This is a genomic window from Variovorax sp. GW821-FHT09A10 (assembly GCF_059418385.1).
In genome coordinates, this window is sequence record NZ_JBWKPT010000001.1 from 1,004,659 (window position 1) to 1,020,807 (window position 16,149).

The 16,149-nt window shown below is 67.1% G+C and carries 21 protein-coding genes; 5 read left to right on the plus strand and 16 right to left on the minus strand.

What is annotated here, in order from left to right; all coding sequences use genetic code 11:
* Positions 1 to 18: 18 nt before the first annotated feature.
* On the minus strand, positions 19 to 651 hold the full coding sequence (locus AC07Q9_RS04805) for a response regulator (protein WP_007837167.1): 633 nt from the start codon (positions 649 to 651) through the stop codon (positions 19 to 21).
* A gap of 130 nt (positions 652 to 781) precedes the next feature.
* Between AC07Q9_RS04805 and AC07Q9_RS04810 the strand changes: the two genes are divergently transcribed.
* From AC07Q9_RS04810 to AC07Q9_RS04830, 5 genes are all read left to right on the plus strand, one after another.
* A complete protein-coding gene (locus AC07Q9_RS04810) occupies positions 782 to 2,137 on the plus strand; it encodes a CHASE3 domain-containing protein (protein WP_492677288.1) in 1,356 nt (451 codons plus the stop codon).
* A 201-nt stretch (positions 2,138 to 2,338) separates the two neighbouring features.
* The gene (locus tag AC07Q9_RS04815; RefSeq protein ID WP_070063586.1) at positions 2,339 to 2,503 is read left to right on the plus strand and encodes a DUF1328 domain-containing protein; all 165 of its coding nucleotides are present in this window, start codon (positions 2,339 to 2,341) and stop codon (positions 2,501 to 2,503) included.
* Between the two features lie 54 nt (positions 2,504 to 2,557).
* Positions 2,558 to 2,932, plus strand: a complete 375-nt coding sequence (locus tag AC07Q9_RS04820) for a hypothetical protein (RefSeq protein WP_099792261.1) — start codon at positions 2,558 to 2,560, stop codon at positions 2,930 to 2,932.
* A gap of 48 nt (positions 2,933 to 2,980) precedes the next feature.
* Positions 2,981 to 3,364 carry a hypothetical protein gene (locus AC07Q9_RS04825; RefSeq protein ID WP_492728690.1) on the plus strand — a complete coding sequence of 128 codons (384 nt, stop codon included), beginning with the start codon at positions 2,981 to 2,983 and terminating at the stop codon, positions 3,362 to 3,364.
* Positions 3,351 to 3,863: a hypothetical protein gene (locus AC07Q9_RS04830; protein WP_495307706.1), complete on the plus strand. Its 513-nt coding sequence runs from the start codon at positions 3,351 to 3,353 to the stop codon at positions 3,861 to 3,863. Before AC07Q9_RS04825 ends, AC07Q9_RS04830 begins: the two co-directional genes overlap by 14 nt.
* An 81-nt stretch (positions 3,864 to 3,944) precedes the next feature.
* Here AC07Q9_RS04830 and AC07Q9_RS04835 read toward each other — a convergent pair whose 3' ends face one another.
* From AC07Q9_RS04835 to AC07Q9_RS04905, 15 genes are all read right to left on the minus strand, one after another.
* Positions 3,945 to 4,439, minus strand: a complete 495-nt coding sequence (locus AC07Q9_RS04835) for a BON domain-containing protein (RefSeq protein ID WP_489059730.1) — start codon at positions 4,437 to 4,439, stop codon at positions 3,945 to 3,947.
* A 136-nt stretch (positions 4,440 to 4,575) separates the two neighbouring features.
* Positions 4,576 to 5,400, minus strand: coding sequence for a DUF429 domain-containing protein (locus tag AC07Q9_RS04840; protein ID WP_495307708.1), 825 nt, complete (start codon positions 5,398 to 5,400; stop codon positions 4,576 to 4,578).
* A gap of 13 nt (positions 5,401 to 5,413) precedes the next feature.
* On the minus strand, positions 5,414 to 6,295 hold the full coding sequence (locus AC07Q9_RS04845) for a DMT family transporter (RefSeq protein ID WP_495307710.1): 882 nt from the start codon (positions 6,293 to 6,295) through the stop codon (positions 5,414 to 5,416).
* Positions 6,296 to 6,311: 16 nt separating this feature from the next.
* Complete coding sequence (locus tag AC07Q9_RS04850; protein ID WP_489059734.1) at positions 6,312 to 6,734, minus strand: BLUF domain-containing protein; 423 nt, start codon at positions 6,732 to 6,734, stop codon at positions 6,312 to 6,314.
* Positions 6,735 to 6,737: 3 nt separating this feature from the next.
* Positions 6,738 to 7,469: a GTP cyclohydrolase I gene (folE, locus tag AC07Q9_RS04855; RefSeq protein ID WP_495307713.1), complete on the minus strand. Its 732-nt coding sequence runs from the start codon at positions 7,467 to 7,469 to the stop codon at positions 6,738 to 6,740.
* A 139-nt stretch (positions 7,470 to 7,608) separates the two neighbouring features.
* Positions 7,609 to 8,379 (minus strand): endonuclease/exonuclease/phosphatase family protein, encoded by a 771-nt coding sequence (locus AC07Q9_RS04860; protein ID WP_489059737.1) that lies wholly within the window; start codon positions 8,377 to 8,379, stop codon positions 7,609 to 7,611.
* Complete coding sequence (gene nudB / locus AC07Q9_RS04865; protein WP_495307715.1) at positions 8,376 to 8,837, minus strand: dihydroneopterin triphosphate diphosphatase; 462 nt, start codon at positions 8,835 to 8,837, stop codon at positions 8,376 to 8,378. The genes AC07Q9_RS04860 and nudB overlap by 4 nt, the downstream gene beginning before the upstream one ends.
* Before the next feature lie 8 nt (positions 8,838 to 8,845).
* Positions 8,846 to 9,163, minus strand: a complete 318-nt coding sequence (locus AC07Q9_RS04870) for a CcdB family protein (RefSeq protein ID WP_495307718.1) — start codon at positions 9,161 to 9,163, stop codon at positions 8,846 to 8,848.
* Between the two features lie 6 nt (positions 9,164 to 9,169).
* On the minus strand, positions 9,170 to 9,439 hold the full coding sequence (locus AC07Q9_RS04875) for a type II toxin-antitoxin system prevent-host-death family antitoxin (RefSeq protein ID WP_307584105.1): 270 nt from the start codon (positions 9,437 to 9,439) through the stop codon (positions 9,170 to 9,172).
* Between the two features lie 60 nt (positions 9,440 to 9,499).
* On the minus strand, positions 9,500 to 11,308 hold the full coding sequence (gene aspS / locus AC07Q9_RS04880; protein WP_495270052.1) for an aspartate--tRNA ligase: 1,809 nt from the start codon (positions 11,306 to 11,308) through the stop codon (positions 9,500 to 9,502).
* Between the two features lie 38 nt (positions 11,309 to 11,346).
* Positions 11,347 to 11,979, minus strand: a complete 633-nt coding sequence (locus AC07Q9_RS04885) for a DUF502 domain-containing protein (RefSeq protein WP_489059745.1) — start codon at positions 11,977 to 11,979, stop codon at positions 11,347 to 11,349.
* A gap of 14 nt (positions 11,980 to 11,993) precedes the next feature.
* Complete coding sequence (locus AC07Q9_RS04890) at positions 11,994 to 12,329, minus strand: FmdB family zinc ribbon protein (RefSeq protein ID WP_489059747.1); 336 nt, start codon at positions 12,327 to 12,329, stop codon at positions 11,994 to 11,996.
* A 115-nt stretch (positions 12,330 to 12,444) separates the two neighbouring features.
* Positions 12,445 to 13,893, minus strand: a complete 1,449-nt coding sequence (locus AC07Q9_RS04895) for a high affinity choline transporter 1 (RefSeq protein WP_495307721.1) — start codon at positions 13,891 to 13,893, stop codon at positions 12,445 to 12,447.
* Between the two features lie 19 nt (positions 13,894 to 13,912).
* On the minus strand, positions 13,913 to 15,478 hold the full coding sequence (gene ubiB / locus AC07Q9_RS04900; RefSeq protein WP_495301064.1) for a ubiquinone biosynthesis regulatory protein kinase UbiB: 1,566 nt from the start codon (positions 15,476 to 15,478) through the stop codon (positions 13,913 to 13,915).
* Positions 15,475 to 16,032, minus strand: a complete 558-nt coding sequence (locus AC07Q9_RS04905) for a ubiquinone biosynthesis accessory factor UbiJ (protein WP_062477123.1) — start codon at positions 16,030 to 16,032, stop codon at positions 15,475 to 15,477. Before AC07Q9_RS04905 ends, ubiB begins: the two co-directional genes overlap by 4 nt.
* Between the last annotated feature and the right edge of the window lie 117 nt (positions 16,033 to 16,149).

Below are 16,149 nucleotides of genomic sequence, written 5' to 3' on the forward strand. Positions count from 1 at the left end.
CGCCCTGCGGGAGCACGCTCAATCGATGAGCTTGTTCTTCAGCGCGTAGTAGGTCAGGTCGCTGTTGGACGACAGGTTCATCTTCTCCATCAGCCGCGTGCGGTAGGTGCTCACCGTCTTCACCGACAGCGACAGCGTCTTGGCGATGTCGCCGGCGGTCTCGCCCTTGGCCAGCTTCAGGAACACCTGAAACTCGCGCTCCGAGAGCTGCTCGTGCGGCGCGGCGTCATCCTTGCGGTCGAGCTGGCGGGCCAGCAGCTCGGCCACGGCGGGCGTGATGTAGCGCCGACCCAGCGAAATGGTGCGGATGGCGTTCACGATCTCGATGGGATCGCATTCCTTGTTGAGGTAGCCGCTGGCGCCCTGACGGATCAGGTTCATCGCGTAGTGCTCCTCGGGGTAGCCGCTGAGGATCAGGATGCCCACGTCCGGCGCCTTGGCGCGGATCATGGCGAGGGCATCGATACCGCTTTGTCCCGGCATGGAGAGATCCATCACCAGCACGTCCAGCTCGGTGGTGCGGACCAGCTCGATGGCTTCACGCCCGCTCGCTGCCTCGCCCGCCACGCGCAGGTCCACGTGCTCGGAGAAGAACTGCCGGAGGCCCGATCGCACGATGGCGTGGTCGTCCACAATTCCAATTTTGATCATCTGTTACTTTCGTCGTTGTGCTGCGGACTTGGAAGCCGCAGCATGCCGGTCCCTGATTGTTATCAATTATTCACGAAGTTGCATTGAATGCGACCTTAAAGGTGACATGCACTGGTTAGCCCCTCCCAAAATGGCCGTCAGCCTGCTGCTCGCAGCGCTGGCTGCATTGGCCCTCGTGGGCATCAACGAGGCAGGGTACAGGCAATCGAGCCGGGCCCTGGCGGACATCGACGAGGCGCAGCAGATCCGCGGCACGCTCAACCAGATCCTGCAGAACATGCTGGACGCCGAAACCGGCCAGCGCGGCTTCCTGCTCACGGGCGAAGCCGCCTACCGCCAGCCCTACGACGTCGCGGTCAAGCAGGTGGACGGCCACCTCGCGACCCTGCGCCAACTGTATGCCGAACGCCCGGCCGAGCGAACCCAGCTGACCGAGCTGTCGAAACACGTGCTGCGCAAGGTGGCCGAGATGGACATGAGCGTGCGCCTGCGCCACGAAGGCAACGAGGACGCCTGGAAGTTCGTCATGACCACCGACGTCGGGCGCGAGGAGATGGAGGCCATCCGCGCCACCGCCAGCGAGCTGGTGAAAGCCAGCAACCAGACACTGCACGCCAGCCAGCTGCAGGTGATGAAGTCGCTGCAGCTGGCGCGCATCGGCACCGGCATCGTGGCGCTGGCCGCGCTGATCGCCTTCTTCCTGTACCTGCGCCAGACGCACGCGCTGCGCTCCGTGGGCGAACGCCAGCAGGAGGTGCTGCAGCGCGAGCGCAATGCGCTCGAAGACGAGGTGCGCGAGCGCACCGCCTCGCTGGCCGAGCTCGCCACCCACCTGCAGGACGTGCGCGAGACCGAGCGCGGCTACCTCGCACGCGAACTGCACGACGAGCTGGGCTCGCTGCTCACCGCCGCCAAGCTCGACGTGGCGCGGCTGAAGTCGCGGCTGGCCGACGCGCCCGACGCGATCCAGCGGCTGCAGCATCTGACCGAGCTGCTCAACAGCGGCATCGCACTGAAGCGCCGCATCATCGAGGACCTGCGGCCTTCGTCGCTCTCCAACCTCGGGCTGGTCGCCTCGCTGGAAATTCTGGGGCGCGAGTTCGGGGAACGCTCGGGGCTGGCGATCGAGATGGCGCTGGAGCCCGTGACCATGGACGAGTCGCGCCAGCTCACGATCTACCGCATGGTGCAGGAGAGCCTGACCAACATCGGCAAGTACGCCGAGGCCACCGAAGCCACCATCGTGCTGAAGAACTACGCCAACCACGTGATCGTGGAAGTGACCGACAACGGCAAGGGCTTCGACGCACAGCGCATGCGCCCGTCGACGCACGGCCTGGCGGGCATGCGCCACCGGGTCGAGGCGGCGCGCGGCAAGCTCACCATCACCTCCACGCCCGGGCAGGGCACGCGGCTCACCGCGATGCTGCCGGTGGTGAAGCCGGCGAGCCCCGACACCACCGCGCCACGCGCGGCCTCGGCCTGAGGGGCCGCGGCATTTCTTCACGCCACGGCCTGCGGCGACTCGGTCGCCTCCTACGCTCCCCCGCCCCGGTCGCTGACAGGGCCGATGCGGCCCTGCCCTTAAGGTGGGTCCTGTGCCATCCGGCACCGGGCCGCGTCTTCAGCGATGCGTCCGGATGCACGGTTTCAAACCACAAAGAGGGAAGCCTCGAAGGAGTTCCGCATGCTGCACTACGCCGTGGTATTTCTGGTCATCGCACTCATCGCCGCCGTGTTCGGCTTCGGCGGCATCGCTGCCAGCGCGGTGGGGATCGCCAAGGTCCTTTTCATCATCTTTGCCGTGCTCGCCATCGCCAGCTTCCTGGCCGGCTTGCTACGACGCAAGTAGCGTAGTTACGATCCACAGGCTCCCGCATTTCATCTTCCCGGAAAGGACTCTCCCATGAACACGACCAAGACCCCTTCGCAACTCGCCGACGACGTGCGCCAGACCGCTCAGGAAGCGGCAGAAACCACCCGCGCCTACGCTCAGAACGCGGTGAATGCGGCGGGCGAAAAGGTCCGCGAACTGCGCCGCGACGCCGAACCGGGTGTCGAGCAGTTGGCCGCACGCGTGCAGCAGGCCGTGCAGCGCGGCCTCGACGCCGCCTCGACCACCGGCGCCCGCGCACACCGCCGCATCGAACAGGCCGCCGACGTGACGGGCCGCTACATCTCCGACCAGCCCGTGCGCTCGGTGCTGCTGGCCGCTGCTGCCGGCGCCGCCATCACGGCACTGATCGTGCTGGCCAGCCGCCGCAGCCGCGACGACTACTGATCCGCTGAACCGCCACTGACCCACCGACCCGCCCGACCACCCTCGCACATGCTTCATCCGATCTTCTCGACGGTGCTCGGGCACCCGGAGCTCATTGCCGATCACATCGCCAACTACGCGGCCCTTGCCCGGCAGGAGAGTGCCGTGGCGGGGCGCGGCCTCGTCGCCCGACTGGTCGCGGGCGTCCTGGCCGTGGCCACCGCCGTGTTGGCGCTCGGGCTGATCGGCGTGGCCGTGCTGCTCGGTGTGCTGCACGGCAGCTTCCATTGGGTGCTGGTGGCCGTGCCCGCGGTGGCGGTGGTGATTGCGGCGATCTGCACCTGGATCGCCACCCGCCCGAGTCCGAACTACGGCTTCGACGATCTGCGCGCCCAGCTGGCCGCGGACCTCGACGCGCTGCATGCCGCCGGAGCCCGCCATGAGCAGCCCTGATCCCCGCCGCCCTTCCGCATCGCCGCTGACGCCGCAGCAGCGGCTGGCCATTTCGCGCCGCGCGCTCGTGCGGCAACTGAACGGCGGCGAGCCCGACGCACCGGCGCCCCACCGTGCCTTTGCCGCCGGCGAGGCCGACGACGATCTCGAATACGCACACACCGACGCGGGTGATGCGCCACCCGCGTCGCCGGGGCGCCGTCACAACGTCTGGAGCGCCATGGCGCGCGGCGTGGTGCAACGCTGGTGGCGCCGTCATCCCGCGCACGCGGCCGGCCAGCTGGCCCGCCCCCTGCTCGAGCACTACGCCCGCACGGAGCCCGTCAAGCTCATGGCCGCCGCCGCAGCCACGGGCTCGCTGCTGGTGCTCGTGCGGCCCTGGCGGCTGATCTCGGCCACGGCCGTGATCGCGGCGGTTCTCAAGACCTCCGACGTGGCCGACCTGGTCAACACGCTGATGCAGAAGCCCGCGCGACCGCCGCGCCAGGACCCGCCCTGACATCCCCCTGCGCATGCTGCACGCAGACAAGAAAAAGCCCGGTCGAACCGGGCTTTTTGCTTGGCGCAGCGGAAGGGCCGATCAGCCCTTCACTTCAAGCTGGTTGTCCACCGACTTCACGCCCTGCACGGCCTTGGCGATCTCCTCGGCGCGCGACTTGGCGGCGGCCGTCGGGGCCGGGCCCTTGAGGCTCACGGCGCCGCCCTTGGTGTCGACGTCGATCTTGATTGCGCTCAGGTCCGGGTCCTTGGCCAGGCCGGCCGAGACCGAGGCGGTGATCGCAGCGTCGTCGACCGTGGCGGTCACGGCGGCGGTGGCTTCCTTGGTCGCTTCCTTCACATCGGCCGCGGCGCCGGCCATGCCGGTCTTCGCATCGGCTGCGGCCTGTTCGGTCTTGGCCTTGGCATCGGAGGCCGCCTGCTCGGTCTTGGCGACCGCGCTGTCGAGCTTCTCGCCGGCCGTCTGGTTGCCCGGCTTGTCGCAAGCGGCCAGGGTCAGGGCGGCGCCGGCTGCGAGCACGGCGAGCCAGGTGCGCGAGGCGGCAAAGGAAGCGAGGGAACGGTTCGATGTTGTCATGCGGAAATCCTCCTGCGGTCGGAATGAATGCATGGACCGGCTTGGTCCACGTCAAGCAATCTAGCGCCCGCCGCCCGCCTGCGGGTGTCGCCGCAGGCCCGAAGCGCTGTAGGACAAGCAAGCGACGGCGAGCCGCTCAGGCGCTGACGATCCAGCCTTCGAGCGGGTCCATGCCCCCCGGCAATCCATAGCCAGGCCCGGGGCTGTCGGCACGCTGCCGGGCCCACGCGGCCTGCAGCAGGCACAGCACCGCATCGAGTTCGTCGCCCTTGGCATCGGCGCGCAACCCGTCACGCTGCGCGGCTGTGAGTTCAAGCCGCAGGCCGAGCCGTGTCTGCCCGGCCTCCAGCGCGGCCAGCAGGTCGGCGCGCGCGGCCTCGCGTTCGGGCGACTGCCGCGCGAGGTCGTCGCTCTTGTAGCTGCGCCGGCCGATGAGTTCGCGCGCCAGCAGGCCCGGGTAGGCCTCCAGCGCGATGCGGTCCCTGTGCGTGCCCGTGTGCAGGCCCGGCAACGTGGCACCCGCTGCGAGCAGGCGCGGCACGCCGGCGTGCAGCATGTAGGCGACGGGCGGGTTCACCCACTTCATCGACGGGCTCGAGCCGGCCGGCGCATCGGTCGCACGGTGCGCGAACTTGCCGCCGACCGGGCGCGCCGCGCAGAAGGCGGCGAAGGTGTCGCGGATCTCGGCGCGGCTCAGGGCGGCGTAGTGGGCGATCAGCGCATCCCACGCGGTCGGCCACTGCAAGTGCTCGATCAATTCGCGCGGCAGGCCGAAGGGAAAGTCGAAGCCGCCGACCCAGGCGGGCGTGCTGCTGTCGAGCCATTGGCCCCAGGCGTCGAGCGTGGCGAAGCGGTGCAGGCCGGTCAGCGTGACGGCGTCCGGGCCTGCGCTCTCGCCGACGGCCACGACGATGGGTTTGCGGGCGGTCGGTGCGCTCGAGAAATCGCAGCCGAAGAGCATCGCCCGCCTTCGGTCAACCCAATGCGAGCGCGATCACGCCGGCCGCGATGAACAGCGCGCCCAGCAATCGCAGCATGCGATCGCCTTCGCGCAGCAGGTGCCCTCCGATCAGCGCGGCGAACAGCATCGACACCTCGCGCGCCGGCGCGACGTGCGAAATGGGCGCCTGCTGCACCGCGTACAGCACGAGCACGTACGAGACAGGGCTGATCGCCGCCACCAGCAGCGCGTACTTCCACTGCTCACGCCACATGCGTACGGTGGTCGCGCGGTCCTGCAGCGCAGCGGGCAGCAGCAGCATGAGGCGCACGAAGTTGCTCATGTAGTCGAGCAGGATCGGCGACATCGCCAGAAACTTGACGGCGTAGCTGTCGGTGACCGTGTAGGCCGCGATAAAGGCGCCGGTCAGCACGCCGTAGCGCATGCCCTTTTGCACGCGTTCGCGCTGCACCGGGTCATGCTTCTTGTGAAAGAGGCGCGGGCCGCCTGCTACCAGGAACACGCCGAGCACCACGCCGAAGATGCCGGCCACACCGACGAGGCTGATCTTCTCGCCCAGGAACAGGATCGCGATCAGCGACGAGAGCAGCGGCCCCGAGCCGCGCGCCAGCGGGTAGACCACCGTGAGGTCCGACTTGCGGTAGCCGCGCAGCAGCACGACGTAATAGAAGACGTGCAGCACGCCGCTCAGCACGATGAAGGCCCACTCCTTCGTGCCCCAGGTCGGCACGACGCTCCAGCCGAGCGTGATGCCCACGGGCGCCCACACCACGGCCATGAACACGCCGCTCTGGAACGCGAAGCGCGAATCGCCGTTCGCCTTCTTGGCGGCGATGTTCCAGCTGGCGTGGATGACGCCAGCCAGCAGGATCAGTGCGAAAGCGGAAAGGGGCACCCCGGTCGAACCGGGATCAGTGGCGGCCGACGATGGCTGCCGTGGCCATCAGTTCTTCGAGCAGCGCGAGCGAGACCTTGCCCGAGACCTTGTACGGATCGAGTTCGGGCTTCTCGGAGTACTTGAGCAGCGTCGAGGCGTTGAGCTTCGACAGGTTGACCTGCCCCATCGTCCAGCCGCCGAAGCGGCGCTCGGAGATTTCCTCGTAGTGCAGCAGCACCACGTCCTTGTGGCGCGCATCGCGCTGGATGTGGCCGTAGAGGTCGCTGATGGCCTCGCGCCCACCCTCGATCGCCTGCAGGAAGGTGCCGGCGCCATAGCAGAGGATGCCGGTGATGCCGCAGGCCGGATTGTGCGTGCGCGATTTCGCGAGGATCGCCTCGATGGCCTCGGGGCTGGTATCGACGGCGCGGCTGGCGTAGAGAAGTCGGACCAGCATGGCTCAGCTCTTTCTGGGCAGGAGGGAAAGGAATTCGCGACGCAGGCTCGGATCCTTGAGGAACACGCCGCGCATGACGGAGTTGATCATCTTGCTGTCCATTTCCTTCACGCCGCGCCAGGCCATGCAGAAATGCTCGGCTTCCATGACCAGCGCCAGGCCGTCGGGCTGCGTCTTTTCCTGGATCAGGTCGGCCAGCTGCACCACGGCTTCTTCCTGGATCTGCGGACGGCCCATGACCCATTCGGCCAGGCGCGCGTACTTCGACAGGCCGATCACGTTGGTGTGCTCGTTGGGCATCACGCCGATCCAGAGCTTGCCGATGATCGGGCAGAAGTGGTGCGAGCAGGCGCTGCGCACGGTGATCGGGCCGACGATCATCAGCTCGTTCAGGTGCTCGGCGTTGGGAAACTCGGTGAGCGGCGGCGGCGGCACGTAGCGGCCACGGAACACCTCGTTGAGGTACATCTTGGCCACGCGGCGCGCGGTGTTGTCGGTGTTGTGGTCGTTCTCGACGTCGATGACCAGGCTCTCGAGCACGGCCTTCATCTTGACCTCGACCTCGTCGAGCAGGGACTCCAACTCGCCGGGCTGGATGAACTCGGCGATGTTGTCGTTGGCGTTGAAACGCTTGCGCGCTGCATTCAGTCGCTCGCGGATCTTGACGGAGACGGGGGTGCCCTCGTCATCGTCTTTTCGATCGGGAAGCGGTTCGACGTCGGTTTTCCTCAGCATCCGCAGATGGTATCAGTGAACGCTTTTTCAGCACCGCCAGAGGGGAAACACCGCGGAACCGGCTTTGCCGGGCCGCTGGTGTTGCCCCCGGCAGGGGGTTGGAGAAGCGACACGCAGTGCGCGAAGCCTGGGGGCGAGCTCAGGCCAGCGCGAAGTCGGCTACCAGCGGAAGATGGTCGGACATGCGGGCCCAGATGGGACCGCGCGGCACCGCACAGGCCAATGGTTCGAGCTGGCGGCCGTAGACGAAATCGAGCTGCGCCACCGGCAGCCGCGACGGGTACGTGAGCGTGCGCGGGCCGCGCAGGTCGCTGGTGTCGCGCAGGCCCATGGCGTTCATGGCGTAGCGCATGCGCGCACCCCAGTCGTTGAAGTCGCCAGCCACCACCACGGCCTCGTCGGCCGGCACCTCGCGCTCGATGAACTCGCGCAGCCGCGCCACCTGCCGCACGCGGCTGCCCTTGATGAGCCCCAGGTGCACCACGATGGCGTGGATCGGGCGGCCCTCCACCTCGATCACCGCGTGCAGCAGGCCGCGCTGCTCGAAGCGATGGTCGGAGATGTCCTGGTGGCTGGTGCGGATCACCGGCCAGCGCGTGAGCAGCGCATTGCCGTGCTCGCCGTGGCGCGTGACGGCGTTGGTCTCGTAGACCGCCGTGTAGCCCTCGGGCGCCAGAAAGTCGGCCTGCGGCAGCTCGGGCCAGCGCGGAAAGCGGGCAGCGGCCTGGCGGTTCATCTTGCGCACTTCCTGCAGGCAGACGATGTCGGCATCGAGCTGCTCGATGGCGTGGCCCAGGTTGTGAATCTCGAGCCGCCGCGCTGGCCCGATCCCCTGCACACCCTTGTGGATGTTGTAGGTCGCGACCCGGAGGTTGTGCGTTGCTGCTGCTGCGGCTGCCGGTGGGTTCATCGGGCAAATTCTGGCAGCAACAGAATGGCTTCGGCGTTCGACGGGGAAAAGCACGCATCAGCCGCCTCCCGGTACGGCAGCCATTGCCAATCGGTGTGCTCGCGCGCGGCGAGCACGGGCGTCAGGCGCTCGGGCACGCACAGGCCGAACAGGTGCTCGGTGTTGTGGGTGACGCCGGGTTCGTAGCGCGCGCGCCAGCCGGGGTAGATCTCGTAGATGTTGCGCAGCTGCCAGTCGACCAGTTGCGACGCCAGCGGCGTGCCCTCGCCGCACTGGATGCCGGTTTCCTCGGCCACCTCGCGCGCCGCGGTGAGCGCGAGCGGCTCGTCGAGGGCGTCCTTGCTGCCGGTGACCGATTGCCAGAATTCATGGGCGTCGGCGCGACGGATCAGCAGCACGTCGAGGGCCGGCGTGTGGATCACGACCAGCACAGATTCGGGGATCTTGAAAGGCTTCACAGCGGTGTTCAGACGCCACTGATGACCGCGTCGAGCGCAGCCACCAGGTCATTCGAAGCGATGCGCACATTGCCTTTCGCGGTTCCCAGGTCCTTCACCCGGAAAGGCGCAGTCATCTGAGGCAATGCAAAAAAGGTTTCGCCGTCCCATTGGACGGGCGGACACAGCCGGCGCGGCGCCTTGGCCGGCAGGTACTTCTGGGTGGTCAGCGGCATGATCAATCGCGTCGGCAACACGCCGAGCAGGTCGCTTTGCATGTCGACGCACCACGGAAATGCAGCGCGCTGGGCCTTGTCGGGATTGGCGTAGATGTCGAATTGCGCCACAGGTGCCTACCAGGGGCGAAAGTTTTCGCCGAAGACACCGTGCGTCTCGACCAGCTCGTTCTGCGCAGCAATCCAGTCCTTGTATTCCTCGTTGAACTCGCGCTTGCGCTGCGCCATCGACTTCTGCTTCTCCAGCGCCTCGAGTTCCGCAAAACGCGCCGCAGAAACAAGAACGACCGCCACGCGGTCGTTTTTCATCACATGCACCGGTTCGCGCTCGGCCTGGCTGAGGTAGTAGCCGAATCGGTTCTTGGCTTCGGTGGCAGTGATCTGCATGGCTGGCTCCGGGGAGTGATTAGCCATTTTAGCCAATCACCCTGTCCGTGCCAACCGGCCTCAGGCTGCCGCTTGCGGCGTGTTGCGCAGCTTGATGTGCAGTTCGCGCAGCTGCTTCTCGTCGACCGGGCTCGGCGCCTGCGTCAGCAGGTCTTGTGCGCGCTGGGTCTTGGGGAAGGCGATCACGTCGCGGATCGACTCGGCGCCGGTCATGAGCATGACCAGGCGGTCCAGGCCGATGGCGATGCCACCGTGCGGCGGGGCGCCGTACTGCAGCGCGTCCAGCAGGAAGCCGAACTTGAGCTGCGCGTCTTCGGCGCTGATCTTCAGCGCGCGGAACACCTTGCTCTGCACTTCCTCGCGGTGGATACGCACCGAGCCGCCGCCCATCTCGATGCCGTTGAGCACCATGTCGTAGGCCTTGGCGATGCACTTCTCGGGCGCGGTGTCCATGAGGTCTTCATGGCCGTCCTTCGGTGCGGTGAACGGGTGGTGCACGGCGCTCCAGCGCTGGCCTTCCTCGTCGAACTCGAACATCGGGAAGTCGACCACCCACAGCGGGGCCCAGCGGTCCTCGAAGAGGCCGGCCTTCTTGCCGAAGGCGCTGTGGCCGATCTTCACGCGCAGCGCGCCGATGGCGTCGTTGACGACCTTTTCCTTGTCGGCGCCGAAGAACAGGATGTCGCCGTTGCGCGCACCCGTGCGGGCGATGATCTCGGCCAGCGTGGCGTCGTCGAGGTTCTTGACGATCGGGCTTTGCAGGCCTTCGCGGCCGGCGGCGGCGTCGTTGACCTTGATGTAGGCCAGGCCCTTGGCGCCGTAGATCTTCACGAATTCCTGGTACGCATCGATCTCGCCGCGCGACAGGCCGCCCTCGGCACCGCCGCCAGGCACGCGCAGTGCGACGACGCGGCCGCCGGTCATGGTGGCGGCGTTCGAGAACACCTTGAACTCGACGCGCTTCATCAGCTCGGTGAGTTCGGTGAATTCGAGCTTCACGCGCAGGTCGGGCTTGTCCGATCCGTACTTGAACATCGCGTCGGCGTAGCTCATGGTCGGGAACACCGGCAGGTCGATGTCCGCGGCGTTGCGGAACATGGTGCGGACCATGCCTTCGAACATCTCGCGGATTTCCTCTTCGGCGAGGAACGAGGTCTCGATGTCGATCTGCGTGAATTCAGGCTGGCGGTCGGCGCGCAGGTCTTCGTCGCGGAAGCACTTCACGATCTGGTAGTAGCGGTCGTAGCCGGCCACCATCAAGAGCTGCTTGAACAGCTGGGGCGACTGCGGCAGCGCGAAGAAGCTGCCGTCGTGCACGCGGCTGGGCACGAGGTAGTCGCGCGCGCCTTCGGGTGTGGACTTGCCGAGCATCGGGGTTTCGATGTCGATGAAGCCGTTGGCGTCGAGGAACTTGCGCGTTTCCATCGTCACCTTGTAGCGCAGCATCATGTTGCGCTGCATGGCCGGGCGGCGCAGGTCGAGCACGCGGTGCGTGAGGCGGGTGGTTTCCGACAGGTTGTCGTCGTCCAGCAGGAACGGGGGCGTGACCGACGGGTTCAGCACCTTCAGTTCGTGGCACAGCACTTCGATCTTGCCGCTCTTGAGGCTGTCGTTGGTCGTGCCTTCGGGGCGCGCACGCACCAAGCCGGTGATCTGCACGCAGAACTCGTTGCGCAGGTTCTCGGCCACCGCGAAGGTCGAGGCGCGGTCGGGGTCGCACACCACCTGCACGTAGCCTTCGCGGTCGCGCACGTCGATGAAGATCACGCCGCCGTGGTCGCGGCGACGGTTGACCCACCCGCACAGGGTGACGGTCTGGCCCAACAGGGCTTCGGTCACAAGACCGCAATAGTGAGTACGCATGGCCATAGGAAGGACTTCCGGCGCCGTCGTGGCGCGTTCGTTTTTTATGAGTTGGATGGCTTCACCGTCACCGCGGCGGGGCTGCCTGGAACGACCACCCCCATCGAGACGATGTACTTGAGCGCTTCGTCCACGCTCATCTGAAGTTCGATGCAGTCGCTGCGCTTGAGCATCACGAAGTAGCCGCCCGTGGGATTGGGCGTGGTCGGCACGTAGACGCTGAGGAACTCGCCCTCGCCCAGGTGCTCGGCGACTTCATTGCCGGGCGCGCCGGTGACGAAGGCGATGGTCCACACGTTTTCGCGCGGCCACTGGATCAGCACCGCGGTGCGAAAGGCATTGCCGTTCTCGGAGAACAGCGTGTCCGACACCTGCTTGACGCTCGAATAGATCGAGCGCACCACCGGGATGCGGCGCACCACGGCGTCGCCCCAGCCGAGCAGGCGCTTGCCGACGAAGTTGCTGGCCGTGGCGCCCACCACCAGCAGGATCGCCAGCGTGAGCAGCACGCCCAGGCCGCGCACCTTGTGGTCGCTGAGCCAGGTTTGCCACTGCTCGGGGAGCAGCCACAGCGTCTGGTCGAGCGTGCCGATGATCCAGTTCAGCACGCCGAGCGTGATGACCAGCGGCACGATCACCAGCAAGCCGGACAGCAGCCATTTGCGCAGGGCGGACATGGGAGAGGGTTCCGTCAGTCGCCGCTCTTGGCGGCAGCCGGTGCAGCGGGGGCCGGCGCGGGCGCCGGTGCGGGGCTGGAGGCGGAGGACGAAGAAGACGCGTCGGCCGACTTGGCACCGTCGCCGGAAGCAGCGGGCGCCGTGGCGGGCTCGGACTTCTTGCCGCCGCCCTCGCGGAAGTCGGTCACGTACCAGCCCGAGCCCTTGAGCTGGAAGCCGGCGGCGGTGACCTGCTTTTCAAATGCGCTCGCACCGCATTCCGGGCACACCGAGAGCGGCGTGTCCGACATCTTCTGCAGAACGTCCTTGGCAAAGCCGCAGGAACTGCACTTGTAGGCGTAAATGGGCATGGAAAATCGGGTGGGAATGGGGGGCGTAGCAACTCGCAGCGAGCCGCTCGCAAAGCCCTCGATTATAGGGGCGCCCCCGCCCACAAGGGCCGCGGGGCTGCGGCCCTGCCCGCCGTCAGGCCGGCTCGGTCGCCAGGAGGCGGTGCGGCGTGTGAGTGTTCGCTATCCATTGCGGCAGCAGCGAGCCGACGACCATGCCCGCGAACGAGGACAGCACGCCCGCCAGCTGGGCCGGGAATGCAGTGCCCCAGGGCGTCGCCATGAACAGCAGCCAGACGCCGATGCCGCCCACGATCGAGGCGATGGCGCCCTGGGTGGTGGCGCGGCGCCAGTACAGGCCGCACACCAGCGGCACGAAGGCCCCCACCAGCGGCACCTGGTAGGCGCCAGACACCAGTTCGTAGATCGGCGTGCCCTGCATGCGGATCGCGTAGGCCAGCACGGCGGCGCTGAACAGCAGCACCGTGATGCGCATGGTCATCAGGTTCTCGCGGTCGGTGCCGGCGGGACGGAACTGGCGCCAGATGTTCTCGGTGAAGGTGACGCTGGGCGCCAGCAAGGTGGCCGAGGCGGTCGACTTGATGGCCGACAGCAGCGCGCCGAAGAACAGCACCTGCATCACGAACGGCATCTTCTGCAGCACCAGCGTGGGCAGCACCTTCTGCGGATCTTCCTTCAGCAGCACGGCCACCTCCTCCGGCATGATCAGCAGCGCGCTGGCCACGAGGAACATCGGCACGAAGGCGAACAGGATGTAGGCCACGCCGCCGATCACCGGGCCGCGCGTCGCGGCCTTGACGCTGTTGGCCGACATCACGCGCTGGAACACGTCCTGCTGCGGAATGGAGCCCAGCATCATCGTGATGGCCGCGGCAAAGAAGAACACCATGTCGTGCCAGTTGGGTTCGGGCCAGAACTTGAAGAGGTCCTTGCTGACCGCGAAGGCGATCACCTTGTCGGCGCCGCCGGCCATGTCGCCCGCGAACATCGCGATGACCGCCAGGCCGACGACCAGGATGATCATCTGGATGAAGTCGGTGACGGCCACCGACCACATGCCGCCGAACAGCGTGTAGGCCAGGATCGAGACCACGCCGATCACCATGCCCACCGGGATGCTGATGGCGCCGGCCGACAGCACGTTGAACACCAGCCCCAGCGCCGTGACCTGCGCCGACACCCAGCCCAGGTAGCTCAGCATGATGATCAGCGAGCAGGCCACTTCCACGCTGCGGCCGTAGCGCTCGCGGTAGTAGTCGCTGATGGTCAAGAGCGTCATGCGGTACAGCTTGCCCGCGAAGAACAGGCCCACCAGGATCAGGCAGGTGCCCGCTCCGAACGGGTCTTCGACCACGCCGCTCAGGCCGCCCTCGATGAACTTGGCCGGGATGCCGAGCACCGTCTCGGACCCGAACCAGGTCGCGAAGGTGGTCGTGATGATCATGAACAGCGGCAGGTGCCGCCCCGCGATCGCGAAGTCGGTGGTGTTCTTCACCCGCTTGGCCGCATACAGGCCGATGGCGATGGTGACCAGCAGATAGACGATGACCAGCGTCAACAACACGGCGAAACTCCTCCAGCCTCTAGAACAAACGCACGCGCAGCAGCAGTTGCATGGCGAGCAAACCCAGGACGAATCCGACGCCGCCGTAAAGAATGGCCTGCAGCAGCCGGTTGGTGCGCTTCTGCGCAGCCAGCAGCTCCTGCAATTCGCGGCGGTGATCGGGCGGCCGATTTTCCAGGAAATCGTGCAGCAGACGCGGCAATTGCGGCAGCAATTTCGCGTAGCGCGGCGCCTCGGCCCGCAGTTGCTGGAACAGCTTCTTCGGCCCGATCTGGTCGAGCATCCACTTCTCGAGGAAAGGCTTGGCCGTGGCCCAGAGGTCGAGTTCGGGGTCGATGCTGCGGCCCAGGCCCTCGATGTTCAGCAAGGTCTTCTGCAGCAGCACCAGCTGCGGCTGGATCTCGACGTGGAAGCGGCGCGAGGTCTGGAACAGGCGCATCAGCACCATGCCCAGCGAGATCTCCTTCAGCGGCCGGTCGAAGTAGGGCTCGCACACGGTGCGGATCGCGGCCTCGAGCTCGTCGATGCGCGTGCCCTGCGGCACCCAGCCGCTTTCAAGGTGCAGCTCGGCCACGCGCTTGTAGTCGCGCCGGAAGAAGGCTGCGAAGTTCTGCGCGAGGTACTCCTTGTCGGACTCGGTGAGCGTGCCGATGATGCCGAAATCGAGCGAGATGTAGCGACCGAAGGTCTCGGGCGCCAGGCTCACCTGGATGTTGCCCGGATGCATGTCGGCGTGGAAGAAACCGTCGCGGAACACCTGCGTGAAGAAGATCGTCACGCCGTCGCGCGCAAGCTTGGGAATGTCGACGCCGGCCGCGCGCAGCTTGTCGAGCTGGGCAATGGGCACGCCGTTCATACGCTCCATCACCATCACCTCGGGGTGGCAGAAGTCCCAGAACATCTCGGGGATCAGCACCAGGTCGAGCGAGGCCATGTTGCGGCGCAGCTGCGCGGCGTTGGCCGCCTCGCGCACGAGGTCGAGCTCGTCGTGCAGGTACTTGTCGAACTCGCCGACCACCTCGCGCGGCTTCAGGCGCTTGCCGTCGGCCGAGAGGCCTTCGATCCAGCCGGCCATCATGGCCATGAGCGCGAGGTCTTTCTCGATCACGCCGCGCATGTTCGGGCGCAGCACCTTCACCGCCACGTCGCGGATCTCGCCCTGGTTGGTGCGGATGGTCGCGAAGTGCACCTGGGCGATCGACGCGCTGGCAATGGGTGTTTCGTCGAACTGCACGAACACGTCGCTCACCGGACGGCGGAAGGCGCGCTCGATGGTCGCAATGGCCACTGCAGAAGGGAACGGCGGCACGCGGTCCTGCAGGAAGGCCAGCTCGTCGGCGATGTCGGGCGGCAGCAGGTCGCGGCGCGTGGACAGCACCTGGCCGAACTTCACGAAGATGGGGCCCAGCCGCTCCAGTGCTTCGCGCAGGCGCTGGCCGCGCGGCGCGTCGAGGTTGCGTCCAACGGAGACGATGCGTGCCACCACACGCAGCCAGGGCTTCTGGAAGCTCGTGAGCACGAGCTCGTCCAGGCCATAGCGCAGTGCGACCCAGACGATGAACAGGCCGCGATAGAAGCGACTCATTCGGCGTGGCCCGCCGCACCGCCGGCGCGGGCCGAGCGGTCGCCGACGAACTGGCGCAGCGCGCCCACCACACGCCGCACGCCGTTGCCCAGCGTGTGCGCGGGCACGTCGCCGATCACGCGGGCCAGGTCGTCTTCGACGTCCCAGCGCACGTGGTCGACCAGCCAGTTGACCTCGGCTGCGAGCTGCACGTCGCCGACGATCTGCACGGAAGGCTTGTCGCCGCGCAGCGTGGCGCGGGCGATGTCGAAGGGAGAGTCATCGATCACGGTGAGCGTGAGTTCGGGCGTGGAGCCGGCAGGTGCCAGATCGAGCAGGCCGGCCGGCGTGGCCACCAGTTCCATCGTCACGAAGCGCCACTGGAAGCGCACCACCCTGCCCTGCTGGCGCAGCAGCCGCTGCTGCGCTTCGGGCTCCTGCTGCAGCACGTGGTTCAGGAACAGGACCGCGCGGTGCTGGATCTCGTGGACAGCCCAGGCCGGCGGTTGCAGGCGTTCGCCGATGCGGTTGAACAGGTCGCCGAGCAAAGAAAAAGGGGACGATGGTGTAGCCATGGTCCCCATTATCCCGTCAGTGCTGCGCCCCGTAACCCGTGAACTGCATCGTCTCCTTTCATAAACACCGCGGAACCGGCTTTGCCGGGCCGCAGGTGTTGCCCCCGGTAGGGGGTT

Coding starts and splice junctions, on each gene's coding strand:
- AC07Q9_RS04805 (WP_007837167.1), bottom strand. CDS start 651: ATGATCAAAATTGGAATTGTGGACGACCACGCCATCGTGCGATCGGGC.
- AC07Q9_RS04810 (WP_492677288.1), top strand. CDS start 782: ATGGCCGTCAGCCTGCTGCTCGCAGCGCTGGCTGCATTGGCCCTCGTG.
- AC07Q9_RS04815 (WP_070063586.1), top strand. CDS start 2,339: ATGCTGCACTACGCCGTGGTATTTCTGGTCATCGCACTCATCGCCGCC.
- AC07Q9_RS04820 (WP_099792261.1), top strand. CDS start 2,558: ATGAACACGACCAAGACCCCTTCGCAACTCGCCGACGACGTGCGCCAG.
- AC07Q9_RS04825 (WP_492728690.1), top strand. CDS start 2,981: ATGCTTCATCCGATCTTCTCGACGGTGCTCGGGCACCCGGAGCTCATT.
- AC07Q9_RS04830 (WP_495307706.1), top strand. CDS start 3,351: ATGAGCAGCCCTGATCCCCGCCGCCCTTCCGCATCGCCGCTGACGCCG.
- AC07Q9_RS04835 (WP_489059730.1), bottom strand. CDS start 4,439: ATGACAACATCGAACCGTTCCCTCGCTTCCTTTGCCGCCTCGCGCACC.
- AC07Q9_RS04840 (WP_495307708.1), bottom strand. CDS start 5,400: ATGCTCTTCGGCTGCGATTTCTCGAGCGCACCGACCGCCCGCAAACCC.
- AC07Q9_RS04850 (WP_489059734.1), bottom strand. CDS start 6,734: ATGCTGGTCCGACTTCTCTACGCCAGCCGCGCCGTCGATACCAGCCCC.
- folE (WP_495307713.1), bottom strand. CDS start 7,469: ATGCTGAGGAAAACCGACGTCGAACCGCTTCCCGATCGAAAAGACGAT.
- AC07Q9_RS04860 (WP_489059737.1), bottom strand. CDS start 8,379: ATGAACCCACCGGCAGCCGCAGCAGCAGCAACGCACAACCTCCGGGTC.
- AC07Q9_RS04875 (WP_307584105.1), bottom strand. CDS start 9,439: ATGCAGATCACTGCCACCGAAGCCAAGAACCGATTCGGCTACTACCTC.
- aspS (WP_495270052.1), bottom strand. CDS start 11,308: ATGGCCATGCGTACTCACTATTGCGGTCTTGTGACCGAAGCCCTGTTG.
- AC07Q9_RS04885 (WP_489059745.1), bottom strand. CDS start 11,979: ATGTCCGCCCTGCGCAAATGGCTGCTGTCCGGCTTGCTGGTGATCGTG.
- AC07Q9_RS04890 (WP_489059747.1), bottom strand. CDS start 12,329: ATGCCCATTTACGCCTACAAGTGCAGTTCCTGCGGCTTTGCCAAGGAC.
- ubiB (WP_495301064.1), bottom strand. CDS start 15,478: ATGAGTCGCTTCTATCGCGGCCTGTTCATCGTCTGGGTCGCACTGCGC.
- AC07Q9_RS04905 (WP_062477123.1), bottom strand. CDS start 16,032: ATGGCTACACCATCGTCCCCTTTTTCTTTGCTCGGCGACCTGTTCAAC.